Origin of the sequence: Peribacillus sp. TH27 (assembly GCF_016650915.1) — a bacterium.
GTDB lineage: Bacteria > Bacillota > Bacilli > Bacillales > DSM-1321 > Peribacillus > Peribacillus butanolivorans.
Genome location: NZ_JAEKEV010000002.1, coordinates 5343717 through 5360333 on the forward strand (window position 1 = coordinate 5343717; position 16617 = coordinate 5360333).

Consider the following 16617-nt stretch of genomic DNA (forward strand, 5'->3'; position numbering starts at 1 on the left):
GAAAACCCTATCACTGGATGATAGGGTTTTTTTATCTGCTTTACTAGTGGTTTATATCATCGGTGATGATCGATGATATACGTACATATGGTAATGCGGTCGGATCGCTTGCCATTGTTCTTCCGGTTACTTCAAAACGGACCGTGTGTGAACCGGGAGAAAGTCCATTGGTGATAAACAAATATCTTTCTCGTGCAAAGGGCCACCATGTATTTAAAGATGTGATATTATTTCCATCGATAATTACAGCCACTTCCCCGCCATCAGGGCTTCTAAGTAGTTTCACACCAAGAATACTCCCTTTGAAATTGTATTCAATCAGGCTCCCTTTTGCATTACTTGTAAAGTAGTCTCCTCTTGGACGGAAACCGATCATCTTTTCATAGTTGTCAACTTCTGATAAATCTAATTCAGAACCGGCGTGAAGCTTGGAGGGAAGGCTTGCTATTGGCTTCTCCTGTTTTAAATTATCAAGAAATTGTTCATAAATTGCATTAGCATAAAATTGATAGCCTAGTCCATTTGGATGTATTAAGTCTTTAGTCAGCTGTTTTTCAGTATAGCCTGAAGTCTGAAAAATTGGCCGCATATCTACATTAGTAGCCCCATAATGTTTAGATAATAGTTCGATAGCTGATGCAAATTCCTCATATTTCAAGCTGCTTTCCGTTATTGTAAACATTTCTGCATTAGGATGGAGACGCTTCGCCTTCCTGATTAACGCCTCATACGTCATGATGAAATCGTCTACCTTCATGTATTTGCGGTCATTCTCGCCGAATACGATAAAAATTAAATCTTTATGGTCATGTTTCTTTCTTTGGGAGAGCTTAAAGAGGCCTTCAAAAGCAGTGGAGCCGCTTTGGACCACATAATCCCCGTGAAAAGGAATATCGTTGACGTCATTCATCTTGTTTTCTAGCTGTTTGAACCATGTTAAATTAGGATTTTCGGCTCCAGAGCCTCTTCCAATACTGTCACCAACAACAAGGTATTGAATCGGCTGGCCGGATTGAAATTTTTGATAAACATTTAATGAATCATCTGATCCATAGGTTTTAGGAACTTTTTGAAGGATATAGCTGATAAGAAGAATCGTGGCAATTGCAGCGAAAGGGATGAAGGGTTTTGCGTTCTTTTTCAATGTAGTTCCCCCGAATTAACATTTTATTTATCTAAATAGGTAAGAGATAGCTTAAAGACTTAAAGAGGCTAAGAATGGTTTTTTCCTTATTATATCCCAATTTGAAACTTACACAATAAGTACTAGGCGATTTTTTGACATTTTTCGCGGTTGCCCTTAGCTGTTCACCTAATATGATTTATAAAGATGAAAGCAATAATTGGAAAGTTTTTTCTTAAATCTAGAAAAATAGGCTAATGCACAGACCAAGGCGGGCTTAATGACATATGGTAAGGTGTAAAGAGAAATCAGAAATCAAGAAGGAGTGAAACTTAATGTACGGATATGGTGGATATGGCGGAGGATATGGTTATGGTGGTGGCTGCGGTGGCGGTTGCGGTTTTGGTTCAGGTTTCGCGTTAATCGTTGTATTGTTCATTCTGCTGATTATCATCGGTGCTTCATTCTGTTGCTAACAAAAGAAAAAACTAAAAGACCAGTAAATGCTGGTCTTTTCTTTATGTTAGTAATTTAAAGGAATAAATCCTATTTAAATACTTACTTTCTCAGACCAGTGTCTGGGGGGCTGGATTGCCCGTAAAATTATCGAAAAAAACCAACTGAAAAATATCGAAGAACCGGTTTTTAGCTGGTGAAAGAAAATAACCAGGAATCCTAGTTATTTTTCTTTGGAATAAACTATGAAATAATACGAATGCATGTTCTTAAGTGTCCTAGTTTTTCTTTATTCAGCATATCTGCTAAAATAACGAAAGATATAATTATTTTAGGGGGAAAAAAAGATATGAAACCTTCTCGTTTAAAAGCTGGCGATGAAATCCGGATTATTGCACCTTCGAGAAGTCTGGCGATTGTCAAAGGGGAACAACGCAGGCTGGCAGAAGAAAGATTAATGGAGCTTGGATTTAAAGTGACATATGGCAATACGGCTTTGGTCCATGACGACTTTTTCTCGAATTCAATTGAAGATCGAATTGAGGATTTACATGATGCGTTTCGGGACCCAAATGTAAAGGGAATCTTTACGGCTATTGGCGGTTATAATGCCAACCAATTACTACGATATATTGACTACGATTTGATTAAAGAAAATCCAAAAGTGTTGATGGGATATAGTGATATAACGGCTATCTTATTGGCAATTTATAAAAAAACAGGCTTAACTACATACCCTGGTCCTCATTTCTCGACGTTCGGCATGAAGGCTGGGCTGGAATATACAATGGAATACTTTAAAAAAGCAGTTCTCCAGGTTGATGACTTTTATCTTGAACCAAGTGAAACGTGGAGTGATGATTCATGGCATTTAGAACAGGATGATCGCACTTTCCATACAAATTCAGGATATATGGTCATTCAGGAAGGGGAAGCGACAGGGACAATCATTGGAGGCAACCTTTGTACAATCAATCTTTTACAGGGTACAGAGTATATGCCTTCTTTAAAGGATAGTATCCTGTTTATAGAAGATGATGAAGAAAGCCATCCATTCAGTTTTGACCGAGATTTACAGTCATTGCTTCAATTGCCAGATGCAAGCGGAATAAAAGGAATTGTCATAGGCCGTTTCCAAAAGGAATCCGGGATGACTGATTATGCGTTGCAGGAAATTATTTCAACAAAGAAAGAAATAAATGGTATACCTGTCATCGCGAATGCTAACTTTGGACATGTTCATCCATTTGTAACGGTCCCGGTAGGTGCAAAAGCAGTGATGAATGTGAAAAACGGAAAAGTAACTGTTAATGTCCTTTCATAAAAAAACTAGAGATAAGACGCCGTTCAAAAGTGGACGGTGTTTTAAGTTATTTTGGATGTGGTCTGGTAATTCCCTATATTATGAATATATTTCTACTTGCCTGAAGCTATGTTTTCTGGTTGATTTTAGGAGTAATACCTCTTGTCAGCGCTGAATATCTTATTATTTTACAAGCATTATTAGGGAATATGAGGCTAATTGTTCAAATTCTATGTTTTTCTGATATAATACTAAGAGATTTAAAATAGAAAAGGTGATTATGTGTTATTAACAATTCCCGCATCCATCCGTTTAGAAGGGGCTTTGGCCGAATATAATAAAAAAGGCCGTGTAAGCCATACTTGTTTCGTTTGTAACGAAGACACTTCAAATGGGGATGCAAGTAACTTGAACTACTATAAGTTAGGTACTAAAAAAGTTTGTCATTCATGCATGAAACATGTTTTGCGTCATCCATCTTTAAAAGAGTATGAATATGTACATACCTCAGTTATTGATAAAACTGCTTTTTATAAAAATGTGCTGGCTGTTTTAAAGGATGAAAATTTTTTAGAGTCAATTCGTCAAGAAAAGCTAAATAGCGCATTGTAAGAAAAAAGTGTATCTCTTGTGGATACACTTTTTTTTTGTACCCTATTAAGTCACTCCTTATAATGACCCATCTCAAAAATCTAAAAGAATTTTTTGATGTTTACAAGCTTAGGTCAATTTCCTTAGCAAGATTCCCTGAATCAGGACATACACTTTACTATAATGCTAGTTTGTTTCCAGAGAAGGAGAGTGTGGGCATATGGAGCAGTCTTCATTGATCAAGCCGGTCCTAGGAGGAGCCTACCCGACTATCAGTCATGGTGAGGGAGTATTTTTATACGATAAAGAAGGAAAGAACTACCTGGATGCTTCATCCGGTGCTGTTACTGCTAACATCGGTCATGGTGTTCAGGAAATTATTGATGCGATGAAAAAACAGGCTAATCAGGTTTCATTTGTGTATCGTTCACAGTTTACGAGTGAACCAGCGGAGAAACTCGCCAAAAAAATTGCTGAACTAACAAAAGGGGAACTGAATTATAGCTTTTTTGTAAATAGCGGATCCGAAGCGACCGAAACTGCCTTGAAAATTGCCATTCAGCACTGGCAGGAAAAAGGGAAACCTAAGAAACATAAAATTATATCCAGATGGATGAGCTACCACGGCATCACGATGGGGGCTCTGTCGATGTCGGGCCACCCTATTCGCCGTGAACGGTTTACCGCTATGCTTGAATCATATCCTTCCGTTTCTCCTCCATATTGCTACCGCTGCCCACTTCAACTTGATCCCCATACGTGCGGAATGGCCTGTGCTAAGGAATTGGAAGCAACAATTAGACGCATTGGTGGTGACAATATTGCCGCTTTTATTGCTGAGCCTGTCATTGGCGCAGCCGGGGGAGCTATTGTTCCACCGGATGGTTATTTTAAAAAACTCAAGAAAATTTGTGAAGAACATGACATTTTATTCATTGCCGATGAAGTTATGACTGGATTCGGTCGGACCGGTAAGATGCTTGCTTCCGAATATTGGGATGTAGAACCTGATATCGTAACATTCGGAAAGGGAATGAGTGGGGGGTATACTCCTATAGCTGCCGCTGTAATGACGAGAAAAGTGATGGAGCCAATCATGAGTGGCTCTCAGTCGATTATCGGAGGGCATACACTTAGCGCCAATCCATTATCATGTGCGGTATCGTTAGCGGTGTTAGAATATGTAGAAAAAAACAATCTCGTTGAAAAATCAGCCGACAGAGGGAAAAACTTAATTAGAGGACTGAAGAGGTTAGGAGAGAAGTATTCCTTTATCGGAGACATCCGTGGAAGGGGTTTATTGATTGGTATGGAATTTGTCCAGGATAAATCGACAAAGTCTCCGCTTCCAAAGGTTGTCGACGTGACTAATGAAATCATTAAATTGGGAATGAAAAATGGAATCCTATTGTACCCTGCAGCAGCGGGTCTAGATGGTGTAACCGGGGCTGCAATTATCATATCTCCTCCTTTAACGATTTCGGATGATGAGTGTGCAGAATTGTTAATGAGGCTCGATATAACACTCCGACAATTTAATGAGCAGATCCTACCGGGTCATCTGTCATCCTAACAAGGAAGTGAGTTAGTATGTTAGAAAATTCATTTCAGAAAATTTGCCGTTTTGAGGATGTTCTACATCTCTTTAAAGATAATCAGTCTATTCTTTTTGGAGGGTTCGGTGGCATCGGTACCCCGCCGGGATTGATCAATTTAATTTTGGAATCAGGTATTAAAAATTTAACCTTAATCGGAAATGACACTGGTTTTCCAGAAATAGGGGTCGGGAAACTGGTCACACAGCGGCGTGCGAAAAAAATCATCGTTTCTCATATTGGTTCTAACCCAAATGCGGGCCTATTTATGAACAATGGTGAGCTGGAAGTAGAGTTCTCACCGCAAGGGACGCTTGTCGAACGCATCCGGGCAGGTGGGATGGGTCTTGGTGGGATATTGACCGACATTGGCCTGGACGTCGATATAGTCCGTGACGGAAAACAAACCATAAGGCTGGGTGAGAAAAATTATCTAGTGGAACCTGCGTTGACTGCAGATATCGCAATTGTTTATGCAGAAAAGGCAGATCCTTATGGAAATCTAATATTTGATAAAAGTGCTCGGAATACGAATCCGCTCGTAGCAACTGCCGGACAAATCACCATAGTCGAGGCAGTGCAAATCGTCCCACTTGGCGCTTTGAATCCGGAAGACATTATTGTTCCGGGTGCATTTGTGGATTATATCATTCCATCAAAAGGAGTCGATTGGAAATGGGTTTGGGAACCAAAGTCAGAAATCGATTAGCGAAACGAGCCGCAGCAGAAATAAGCAATGGCATGCTGGTCAATTTGGGAATTGGCATACCATCCCTTGTGCCGAATCATCTTTTGAATGATCATCGAGTTATGTTTCATGCTGAAAATGGGCTTGTTGGAATGGGAAGTTCTCCAAAAAAGGGGAAGGAAGATCCGCATCTCTGTAATGCTGGAGGTCTTCCCATTACCATTAGAGAAGGAGCTTCATACTGTGACAGTACGATCGCATTTGGAATGATACGCCGGGGCAGGGTGGATATCACGATTCTTGGAGCACTTCAAGTAAGCGAATTAGGCGACTTGGCTAATTGGAATGTGCCAGGAAAAAGAGTACCAGGGATGGGTGGGGCGATGGAACTTGCGGCAAAGGCCAAAAAGGTCATCGTATTAATGGAGCATACTGATAAAATAGGCATGTCTAAATTAGTAAAAGAATGTACGTTACCATTAACGGCTAAAGAATGCGTACATATGATTATCACGGAGCTTGGCGTATTTTCTGTGACGCCCGAAGGCCTCTTATTAACTGATTTATTTGAAAATTCTAGTATCGAGGAAATCAGGAATCAAACCGAAGCCTCGTTTACAGTCTCTAAAAATATCCATATTTTAAAAGAATGAGAGAGGAGAATGGTGATATGTATGAAGAGAAAATCAGCACTTGGTTGAATGAACATCGAACGAATGGAATTAGGCTGTTACAAAAACTGGTACAGGAACCGAGCAAGCGAGGCCAAGAGGGGAGTGCGCAAGCAATTGTAGTTGAAAAGTGCAGACAGCTTGGTCTCGAAATAGATTTATGGGAGATTGGGGATGAAAAATTAAGAAATCATCCCCATTTTTACTGTGATCGTAAAGATTTTAAAGGAAACCCCAACCTTGTTGCGATTAAAAGAGGAATCGGCAACGGCAAATCTCTTATTTTAAATGGTCATATTGATGTGGTTCCCGAGGGAGATCATACTGCTTGGCACGATGACCCATATAGCGGCATGGCAAAAGACGGAAAAGTGTTTGGGCGTGGAACGACTGATATGAAAGGTGGCAATGTTTCTTTATTATTAGCACTCGAGGCAATTATTGAATCTGGTATACAATTGAAGGGGGATGTTATTTTCCAAAGTGTGATTGAAGAAGAAAGCGGAGGTGCAGGTACACTTGCGGCAGTCTTGCGAGGATACCGGGCTGATGGGGCAATCATTCCTGAGCCAACTAATATGAAACTATTTCCACTTCAACAAGGATCGATGTGGTTTCGGCTTATAGTCAAAGGTAAGTCGGCACATGGAGGTACAAGATATGAAGGGGTAAGTGCAATAGATAAAGCAATTAGTGTAATGCTAGAAATCAAGAAGCTTGAACAAGAACGAAACGAGTCACTTCGTCATTCTCTCTATAAAAATGTAACAATTCCAATTCCGATTAATATTGGGAGTATTCAAAGTGGGAATTGGCCTTCTTCTGTTCCGGATACAGCCGTACTAGAAGGCCGGTTTGGGATTGCCCCCACGGAAACAATGGAAGCGGCACAACGCTCGCTGATGCAGTGTATTGAGGCTTTAAACCAGACTGATGCATGGTTCAAAGAGAAGCCCATTGAATTAGAATGGTTTGGGGCTAGATGGTTGCCTGGCAGTCTCGAACTTGAGCATCCATTGATGAAAACACTAGGTGCGTACTATGAAAAGGTGATGGGTGAACAGCCGCTTGTTGAAGCCTCCCCCTGGGCGACGGATGGAGGGTATCTTTCATCAGTGGGATCGACTCCTGTAGTTGTTTTCGGACCGGGGGAAACGAAGTTGGCTCATGATTCTAATGAATATATAGAAGTGGATAAAATGATGGACGTGGCAAAAATCATCGCTTTAACTATAATCGAATGGTGTGGAGTGGAAGAGCAATAATAAGTTTCTCTCGGGTCTGATTCTCATAGGGTCAGGCCTTTTGTTACAATAATTAGATTGATAGGAAAGGAGCAAGTTAGATGGAGACAGGAATTATTGAAAAAAGAATTCAAAAACCGCGTTGTACATTACATATTACAATCGACCGGTTTAATAAGCGGGTCCGGGTGGAAGATTATCTCGGTCACTTTCAAGATTGCGTAGAAGAATCTTTGAAGGTGGCTGAGAACATATCAGCAGAGAAAATCATTTTTAAGACACGAAAGGAAAACGTTCAAGAATTACTAGTTCAAGGCTTTTTATATGAAGGAAGTATAGATAAGTACTTTTTAGGAAGCGATTGCTTCTTCCTTGTTAAATATAACAAGAATGAACGTAGAAACAGTGAAAACTGGGAAAAGGAGGATCAAATCCTTGCCGGTGTACAGACTCTCCCGTTAAAAGCCGCTTTAGATGCTCCGCCAGCAGACTACCAATGTCGTAAAACAGATGAATCCGATGCTATTCAGCTGGCACAATTGTATGGAAAGGTGTTTGAAATATACCCCACTCCGATGAATGATCCGGAATATGTGAAAAAGTGCATGAAAAGCGGAACAGTTTTTTATATTTACGCCCATAATGATAAAATCGTTAGTGCTGCCTCAGCAGAAATCGATGCCTTCTACCATAACGCTGAAATCACTGATTGTGCGACACTGCCCGAACACCGGCAGTACGGCTTAATGAAGCATTTGATCGCTAAACTTGAAGACCACCTTGTCTCACATGAAATTTATTGTATCTATTCCATTGCCCGATCACTGTCATTCGGTATGAATGCGGCCCTGCACCAGCATGATTACGCATACCGCGGGCGATTAGCCAATAACTGTTACATCTTCGATAAACTTGAGGACATGAATCTGTGGGTGAAAAATTATACATGAGTGCTCATTTTCAGGCAGGTTTATGACAAGTTTTTGGCATTTCCTCATATATATTAAGTAAGGACGTATTAGAGGAGGTGGACCTTGCCTAGTGAATTTTTTAATACAAGTGAAGTATTAGAAGCGATACTTGAAACCATTGATGAGGGCATTCATGTGATTGATCCAAAGGGACAAACCATCTTTTATAATGGAGTGGCAGCCAATCATGATGGAATGAAAGTAGGGGAAGTACTCGGGAAACCATTACTTGAAGCCTTCCCTTCGTTAAATCACAAATCTTCTACATTACTGAGAGTTATTAAGTCTGAAAAGCCCATTTATAATTACAGTCAATCGTATGTAAATGCACATGGTAGGATCATTGAAACGTTAAATACAACGCTCCCCATTTATGTAGATGGGTTTATAGTTGGTGCCATAGAAATAGCGAAGGATTATTCGAGTTTGAAGCAGTTATCTGAACGGTTAGCTGACCTGGAAAGCTCGCTCAAGACAATGAAAGGTCCTGAAAAAAAAGCGGAAGTGAATGGTAATTTATATACGTTTAACGATATTTTAACCAGTGATACTGAATTCAGAAACATAATTTCACTAGGGAAAAAGGCTGCCCGTTCCTCTTCCTCTGTATTAGTTTATGGAGAAAGCGGTGTAGGAAAAGAACTTTTTGTTCAAAGTATCCATAAGGATTCTAACCGCCGAAAAGAACCGTTCATCGCACAAAATTGTGCGGCCTTACCAGAAAATTTATTAGAATCTCTTTTATTCGGTACCGCTAAAGGCAGTTACACAGGTGCAGTGGATCGCCAGGGCTTATTTGAATTGGCCAATGGTGGCACCTTGTTTTTGGATGAATTACAATCGATGCCGATTGACCTGCAGGCAAAGTTGCTGCGGGTGCTTGAAGATGGGTTTATTAGGAGGATAGGTGCCGCAAAGAATGTCCAAGTGGATGTAAGAATTATGGCAGCGATGAATATAGATCCGAAAAAAGCCGTTACGGAAAACAAGTTACGAGCAGATTTATTTTACCGATTACATGTATTAAGCTATGAGCTGCCTCCGCTAAGAGAGCGCCCTGAAGATATATTATTCCTTACTAATCATTTTATTTTATTCTATAACAAGAAATTAGGACTTTCCATAGAGGGAATTGATGAGAAGACAAAGGTTTTCTTACAGAATTATCATTGGCCAGGGAATGTTAGAGAGCTTAAGCATACGATTGAATTCATGATGAATCATACAGAAAAAGATATATTAACACTTGAAGATTTGCCGCAGTTTTTAAAAAAACGTCCCACTTCAAAAGAAAAAATACTTCCACTGCGTCAGGCAATGATGGAAATGGAGACGAAATTGATCACCGAGGCTCTTCTTCAAACAGGAGGCAATGTCTTTCAGGCCTCGAAGCTATTGAAGATTCCACGGCAGACCCTGCAATATAAAATGAAAAAACATACTTGAATGTTTAAAATTCGGATGGACCATGTAATCCGGATTTTTTTATGGGCATATGTATTTTTGGTTAATTTTGGCATCCTTCTTGCATTAAATACTACTATCAAGACTCAGGAGGTATTACCATGTTATTTGACTTATATAAGCCCGAGCGTAATTGGAAAGATATAGAGCTATGGAAAGATGTAACCGATGAACAATGGAACAACTGGCTGTGGCAGCTTACGAATACTATCCGAACTGTGGAGGATTTGAAAAAAGTTATAGACTTGACTCCTGATGAAGAGGAAGGTGTCAGGATCTCTACGAAAACCATCCCATTAAATATTACCCCCTATTATGCTTCGTTGATGAATAAGGATGACCCAAGGTGTCCAATCAGAATGCAATCTGTCCCAATCTCAGAAGAAATGCATAAAACCAAATATGACATGGAGGACCCGCTTCATGAAGATGAAGATTCACCAGTACCGGGATTGACTCACAGATATCCTGATCGCGTCCTTTTTTTGGTCACGAATCAGTGCTCCATGTACTGCCGCTATTGTACGAGAAGACGCTTTTCAGGACAAATAGGTATGGGAGTACCAAAAAAACAATTAGACGCTGCAATCGGCTATATTCGTGATACACCAGCAGTCCGAGATGTTCTTATTTCCGGCGGTGACGGATTATTGATTAATGACACCATCCTGGAATATATTTTAAAAAACTTAAGGGAAATCCCCCACGTTGAAATAATCAGGATAGGTACGAGAGCTCCAGTTGTATTCCCTCAACGAATCACAGAAAATTTGTGTGCAATTTTAAAAAAGTATCATCCAATTTGGTTAAATACGCACTTCAATACATCTATAGAAATTACCGAAGAATCAAAGAAAGCGTGTGAGATGCTAGCAGATGCAGGTGTACCGGTAGGCAACCAGGCTGTTATTCTAGCCGGTATAAATGATAGTGTTGAGATCATGAAAAAGCTGATGCACGACCTCGTTAAGATTCGTGTCCGTCCTTACTACATTTATCAGTGCGACCTATCCGAAGGAATTGGTCATTTCCGAGCCCCGATATCTAAGGGGATTGAAATTATTGAAGGCTTACGCGGTCATACGTCTGGATATGCTGTCCCGACTTTCGTTGTAGATGCACCAGGGGGTGGAGGGAAAATTACATTACAACCGAACTATATCCTTTCACAATCACCGACAAAAACAGTGCTACGTAATTTTGAAGGAGTAATTACCACTTATCCCGAACCTGAGCATTACACACCAGGACTTGCAGATGATTATTTCAAAGGCATATATCCTGATATGGAAGAAAAACGGTCAGATATAGGAATAGCTGGTTTGATGAATGACAAGCAATTTAATTTAGTGCCTGAAGGGCTGAAACGAATGAATCGCCGTGAAAATTACGTTACCAACCCGGAGCATGCTTCATTAAAAAATCAACGTGAAAAGCGAGATCAGTTAAAAGAAAAGAAATTCCAGGCACAGCAAAAAAAGAGCACTCCAAAGGGGGAAGAATAGCATGGAAACTTGTCCATGGTGTGAGATAGGAAAACTTACACCGGTAACTGGTACGGTCTATTGGGAATTACCAGATGGAACGCGAGCCGTTGAAATTACTGAAACTCCTTCTTCCCATTGTGAGAATTGTAAAGCTCTTTTTCAGAGTGATGAAATTGTAAAAGGAATTGAAGATCAGCTATTTTTAATTGATTCGAAACAGCTTGCAAAACAGACCAAGTATGATGAGTTATTGAAGATGAAGAGATTATTGAAGCGGAATTACTTTGATTTTGGGAAATAACAAAATGATTAGAAGTTGCCTCATCTACTTTTTTGGGTGAGGTTTTTCTGTGCGCCCGGCGGTGTGGTCTATAGGGTGTACATCTCGAACGGTGAAGGCATTAGTAGCGGCCTCATTTTAAATTTTCATCTTCACTACCCTTACTTTGACCAATAGGAATAAAAAAATCCATGCAGTATCTCCTCACATATTCAAATTCCTTTTCATAGCAAATAGGTATTTGGATTACCTGTTTCTCTGAACATTCCCCAAATGAATTCATTCATATTCATCCCGCCTATAAATGTGATTGTGAGAAATTACCATTCTTAATAAACATTTTTTGGGATAACTTAGAAATGAAATCTTAAAAGAAAGGATACATATATGAAAACAAAATGGGTTCTATTAGCCATTCTTTCTACCATAGTCAATGTGCTTTCTGGATGTGAATCATTAGCGGTCTTAGATCCTAAAGGACCTCAAGCCCAAACGCAAGCCAATGTGATTTGGCTATCAATTGCGATCATGGCGGTTATTGTTATTGTTGTTTGTGCTATTTTAGTCTTTGTGTTAACGAAATACCGTGACTCTAAACTACCTAAAGAATATGAACCACCCTACATTGAAGGGAATCATGTTGTTGAAACGATTATTGTTGGGGTGCCAATTTTAATCGTCATTTTCTTCTCCGTTGTTTCTGTAATTTCCAACAATAAAGTGGAAGCCACTCCGGAAGGGTACAAAGGTCAAGATCCATTAGTTATTTACGCTTCGTCATCTGACTGGAAGTGGCATTTTAGTTATCCAGAAAACGATATCGAGACAGTAAACTACTTGTATATTCCAACAAATCGACCACTTGAATTTAAACTTTATTCATTCGGGCCTATCACGAGTTTCTGGATTCCACAACTTGGCGGTCAAAAATATGCCATGTCTAACATGGTGACCACATTACACTTAGCAGCGGACGAATCAGGGGAAATGATGGGACGAAATGCAAACTTTAGTGGGAAAGGATTCGCTGAAAATACGTTTCACGTCGAAGCGATGTCTCAAGATAAGTTTGATGAATGGGTAAAGGAAGTTAAAGAAACTGCGAAACCTATTACTGAAGTAAGATTCAAGGAATTATTAAAGCCGGGTCATGAGGGACAGTTAACGTTTACTGGAACTCATTTAGACTTCTCATCAGCTCCAGAAGGTGAAAATGCTGGACATCATCATGGCTCAAGTGACTCTAACACGAATTCAAAAGGTGAACATATGGAGCATGATCATAAGTCAAGTAATAGTAAAGAAAAATCAGCACACAATCATGAATAATTTCTTAGTCTATCTCAAGAAAAATATTTTCAGAAAGGAAACACAAAAGTATGGGTTTTTTCTCTAGATTTCTTATACCTAATCCTAGTCCCGTCATTTACTCATCAATGGTGGCCATTGGTGTTACTGTTCTCTTGATCATTGTTGGTTTAACCCACTTTAAAAAATGGTTTTATTTATGGAGTGGCTGGTTAACAACAGTCGATCATAAAAGAATAGGTATTATGTATCTAATATCTGCTTTGTTGATGCTATTTCGTGGTGGGGTAGATGCTGTGATGATGCGTGCGCAACTTGCCGTACCGGATAACAAATTATTAGATTCACAGCACTATAATGAAATTTTTTCAACACACGGGGTTGTGATGATTATCTTTATGGCGATGCCGTACATTATGGCCTTAATGAATTTCGTCGTGCCATTACAAATTGGAGCCCGAGATGTAGCATTCCCACGTCTAAATGCCATAAGTTTCTGGTTATTTTTTATGGGTGCGATGCTATTCAACATCTCTTTTGTAATTGGTGGTTCGCCTGATGCAGGGTGGTCATCTTATTTCCCGCTTGCAGGTAATGAATTTAGCCCACATGTTGGAACGAATTATTATATGATTGGTATTCAGATAGCCGGAATAGGTACATTAATGACGGGGATTAACTTTTTGACGACTATTCTTAAAATGAGAGCACCCGGTATGACATTAATGAAAATGCCAATGTTTACATGGTCTGCTTTAGTCACAAGCATTATTATCATTTTCGCATTCCCTGTATTAACAGTGGCGCTGATCATGGGAACAATGGATCGACTATTCGCAACCAAGTTTTTCACAATGACTGAGGGCGGTATGGATATGCTTTGGGCTAACCTGTTCTGGGTTTGGGGACATCCTGAAGTATATATCTTAATCTTGCCTGCATTTGGTCTTTTTAGTGAGATTATCCCAACCTTTTCACGACGTAACCTATATGGCTATCGATCAATGGTTGCTTCAATGGTATTTATCTCTATATATTCATTCTTCGTTTGGACGCACCATTTCTTTACAATGGGGCAAGCAGCATATGTTAATAGTATTTTCTCGATTACAACGATGGTAATTGCTATTCCGACTGGAATCAAGATCTTTAACTGGTTGTTCACGATGTGGAAAGGTAGAATCAGATTTACCGTACCTATGCTTTATTCAATAGGTTTCATACCTCTTTTCACAATCGGTGGAGTTACCGGGGTTATGCTTGCGATGTCAGCGGCGGATTATCAATACCATAATACAATGTTTTTAGTAGCTCACTTCCACAATGTCATCATTCCGGGTGTAGTATTTGCTGTGCTTGGTGCCGGAACTTACTACTGGCCGAAAATGTTTGGTTTCATGTTGAATGAAAGGATTGGGAAATGGGCGTTCTGGTTTCTAACCATTGGTTTTTGCTTAGCATTCTTCCCTATGTATATCACTGGTTTAGATGGTCAAGCACGTCGTATATACACATACTCTGAATCGACTGGATTTGGACCATTGAATATGATTTCGTTTATCGGGGCAACTCTAATGGCAATTAGCTTTGTATTAATCGTATATACGATTTACTATAGCATTCGCCATGCTCCAAGAGATGTTAGTGATGATCCGTGGGATGCACGTTCCCTTGAATGGGCTACTCATAATCCAGTACCAGAATATAACTTTGCTATTATTCCACAAGTGAACTCAAGGGAAACGTTTTGGGATGCTAAATATAAAGGTCATGAATTATTCAAGGGTGACTATGAAAAAATTCATATGCCCAATAACAGCGGCGTACCGTTTATCATGTCCTGTATCTTCTTTGTCTTTGGATTTGCGTTAGTATTCAGCATCTGGTTTCTTGCGATTATTGGGTTAATCGGTATCTTTGTTTGCATGGCTCATCGTTCATTCGAAATAGATTATGGGCATTACATTCCTGTAGAAGAAATTAAAGAGACAGAAGCAAAATTCGGGGGTGTTAATAAATGGAAATAGATCACTCGCAACCTCTTGAATATAGTACGGAACAAAATCGTCTAAATATTTTAGGCTTCTGGATTTTCCTTGGAGCAGAAATTATGCTTTTTGCAACACTCTTTGCATCATATTTTACATTAGTTGATCGTACGGGTAACGGTCCTACTGGAGCAGAAATTTTTGAAATCACTCCAGTACTTGCTGAAACATTCTTGCTCTTAACAAGCAGTTTTGTCATCGGGCTTGGAATTCATGCCATGCGACTTGGCAACAAGAAAGCCATGTTGACATTCTTCGTAATCACTCTCCTTCTAGGATTAGGATTCTTAGGATTTGAAATTACTGAGTTCATTACCTATTATCACGAAGGAGCTACACTGCAAACTAGTGCATTTACTTCGATGCTCTTTACAACATTAGGGACACATGGAGCACATGTTACATTAGGACTTTTCTGGGGGTTATTTATTATCCTTCAAGTGAAAAAACGCGGGTTGACACCTGAAACAGCCAATAAATCCTTCATTTTCTCTCTTTACTGGCATTTCTTAGATATCGTTTGGATCTTCATCTTCACCTTTATCTACATGAAAGGAATGACATAAACATGAAGGAATTATTCCCGGCTAAACAAGTATGGGGTTTTGTATTTTCATTGATTTTGACGTTTGTAGCTCTTTTGGTTTACTTCTTCAATATGTCAAAAGCAACAGGCATGACGATTTTTATATTGACAGCATTCATACAAGCAGCTGTTCAACTAGTTGTGTTTATGCATGCTCGTGAAACTGATGATAGCAAATCAATTTTTATGACTCTATATTGCGCTATATTCCTAGCTCTAATTACTGTCTTCGGTACAATACTATGTATGATCTGGGGTTGGAGTTATTGATATGAAACAGCTTGGGAAACAGAAGGCGTATGATGAGTAATAGAAGATGAAGAGATTATTGAAGCTGAATTACTTTGATTTTTAGGTAGGAAGAGATTGTACAGTTTCTATAAAAACATATATTTCTCTATTTAAAGGATATGATTCCCTTAGTGTAGACAGAAAAGAGTAAGTCATTGAGTTATATGATTGTTGAATAATTGTAAACAAACCTATTTAAGCTCCATTAAACGTTAGCTTGTACTCAGTAAAAAGAATAGATTAGTTTGGTATTAATTATTCAACTATTTAGAAAGATTAAAACTCGTCTGTACTGTTAGGTTCGTGCCCGAAAAAAGAGAATTTCGACAAGAAAGCCGATGTTTCCTACGCTAAGGAAACATCGGCTTTTATTTTTATTGGATAAGAGCTGACCTGACAGGCAAGACTTGGACACTTTTGTGAAAGGTTAATATAAATTAATTTCGAAGAAAATTGACATTGTACTCTTTCTTCAATCACAGTTCATCATAAATTGCGTTCTGTTTCTGGT

General features: G+C 39.3%; 17 protein-coding genes. 15 read left to right on the plus strand and 2 right to left on the minus strand.

Annotated elements, in window-relative coordinates; genetic code table 11:
- Positions 1–43: 43 nt before the first annotated feature.
- Positions 44–1144 (minus strand): SGNH/GDSL hydrolase family protein, encoded by a 1101-nt coding sequence (locus JFU24_RS27195; protein WP_201250753.1) that lies wholly within the window; start codon positions 1142–1144, stop codon positions 44–46.
- A gap of 314 nt (positions 1145–1458) precedes the next feature.
- On the opposite strand from JFU24_RS27195, the gene JFU24_RS27200 reads away from it, so the two are divergent.
- The 11 genes from JFU24_RS27200 to JFU24_RS27250 all read left to right on the plus strand — a co-directional run bounded on the left by JFU24_RS27200 (position 1459) and on the right by JFU24_RS27250 (position 11894).
- Entirely contained in the window at positions 1459–1599 is a 141-nt protein-coding gene (locus tag JFU24_RS27200; protein WP_082527402.1) for a YjcZ family sporulation protein, read from the plus strand.
- Positions 1600–1928: 329 nt separating this feature from the next.
- Entirely contained in the window at positions 1929–2903 is a 975-nt protein-coding gene (locus JFU24_RS27205) for a S66 family peptidase (protein ID WP_201185426.1), read from the plus strand.
- 261 nt (positions 2904–3164) lie between these two features.
- Complete coding sequence (locus tag JFU24_RS27210; RefSeq protein ID WP_057216807.1) at positions 3165–3494, plus strand: hypothetical protein; 330 nt, start codon at positions 3165–3167, stop codon at positions 3492–3494.
- A 199-nt stretch (positions 3495–3693) separates the two neighbouring features.
- Positions 3694–5046 carry an aspartate aminotransferase family protein gene (locus JFU24_RS27215; protein WP_201250754.1) on the plus strand — a complete coding sequence of 451 codons (1353 nt, stop codon included), beginning with the start codon at positions 3694–3696 and terminating at the stop codon, positions 5044–5046.
- A 17-nt stretch (positions 5047–5063) separates the two neighbouring features.
- Positions 5064–5777: a CoA transferase subunit A gene (locus tag JFU24_RS27220; RefSeq protein ID WP_201223959.1), complete on the plus strand. Its 714-nt coding sequence runs from the start codon at positions 5064–5066 to the stop codon at positions 5775–5777.
- Complete coding sequence (locus JFU24_RS27225; protein ID WP_201250755.1) at positions 5744–6409, plus strand: 3-oxoacid CoA-transferase subunit B; 666 nt, start codon at positions 5744–5746, stop codon at positions 6407–6409. Before JFU24_RS27220 ends, JFU24_RS27225 begins: the two co-directional genes overlap by 34 nt.
- 17 nt (positions 6410–6426) lie before the next feature.
- Positions 6427–7692 carry a peptidase gene (locus tag JFU24_RS27230; protein ID WP_057216796.1) on the plus strand — a complete coding sequence of 422 codons (1266 nt, stop codon included), beginning with the start codon at positions 6427–6429 and terminating at the stop codon, positions 7690–7692.
- A gap of 80 nt (positions 7693–7772) precedes the next feature.
- A complete protein-coding gene (ablB, locus tag JFU24_RS27235) occupies positions 7773–8621 on the plus strand; it encodes a putative beta-lysine N-acetyltransferase (protein ID WP_201250756.1) in 849 nt (282 codons plus the stop codon).
- Between the two features lie 84 nt (positions 8622–8705).
- The gene (locus JFU24_RS27240) at positions 8706–10088 is read left to right on the plus strand and encodes a sigma-54 interaction domain-containing protein (RefSeq protein WP_201250757.1); all 1383 of its coding nucleotides are present in this window, start codon (positions 8706–8708) and stop codon (positions 10086–10088) included.
- Positions 10089–10207: 119 nt separating this feature from the next.
- Entirely contained in the window at positions 10208–11611 is a 1404-nt protein-coding gene (gene kamA / locus JFU24_RS27245; protein ID WP_201250758.1) for a lysine 2,3-aminomutase, read from the plus strand.
- 1 nt (position 11612) lies between these two features.
- Positions 11613–11894: a YokU family protein gene (locus tag JFU24_RS27250; protein WP_201223970.1), complete on the plus strand. Its 282-nt coding sequence runs from the start codon at positions 11613–11615 to the stop codon at positions 11892–11894.
- Positions 11895–12006: 112 nt separating this feature from the next.
- Here the strand turns inward: JFU24_RS27250 and JFU24_RS27255 are convergent, their stop codons facing one another.
- On the minus strand, positions 12007–12156 hold the full coding sequence (locus JFU24_RS27255) for a hypothetical protein (protein WP_201223972.1): 150 nt from the start codon (positions 12154–12156) through the stop codon (positions 12007–12009).
- Positions 12157–12260: 104 nt separating this feature from the next.
- Here JFU24_RS27255 and qoxA point away from each other — a divergent pair, with 104 nt between their 5' ends.
- From qoxA to qoxD, 4 genes are read left to right on the plus strand one after another with little or no spacing between them, the layout of a single operon-like run.
- Positions 12261–13202 carry a cytochrome aa3 quinol oxidase subunit II gene (qoxA, locus tag JFU24_RS27260; protein WP_201250759.1) on the plus strand — a complete coding sequence of 314 codons (942 nt, stop codon included), beginning with the start codon at positions 12261–12263 and terminating at the stop codon, positions 13200–13202.
- Positions 13203–13252: 50 nt separating this feature from the next.
- A complete protein-coding gene (gene qoxB, locus JFU24_RS27265) occupies positions 13253–15208 on the plus strand; it encodes a cytochrome aa3 quinol oxidase subunit I (protein ID WP_201250760.1) in 1956 nt (651 codons plus the stop codon).
- On the plus strand, positions 15199–15795 hold the full coding sequence (gene qoxC, locus JFU24_RS27270) for a cytochrome aa3 quinol oxidase subunit III (RefSeq protein ID WP_056520798.1): 597 nt from the start codon (positions 15199–15201) through the stop codon (positions 15793–15795). The genes qoxB and qoxC overlap by 10 nt, the downstream gene beginning before the upstream one ends.
- 2 nt (positions 15796–15797) lie before the next feature.
- Positions 15798–16085 carry a cytochrome aa3 quinol oxidase subunit IV gene (gene qoxD / locus JFU24_RS27275; protein WP_056520796.1) on the plus strand — a complete coding sequence of 96 codons (288 nt, stop codon included), beginning with the start codon at positions 15798–15800 and terminating at the stop codon, positions 16083–16085.
- Positions 16086–16617 lie beyond the last annotated feature (532 nt).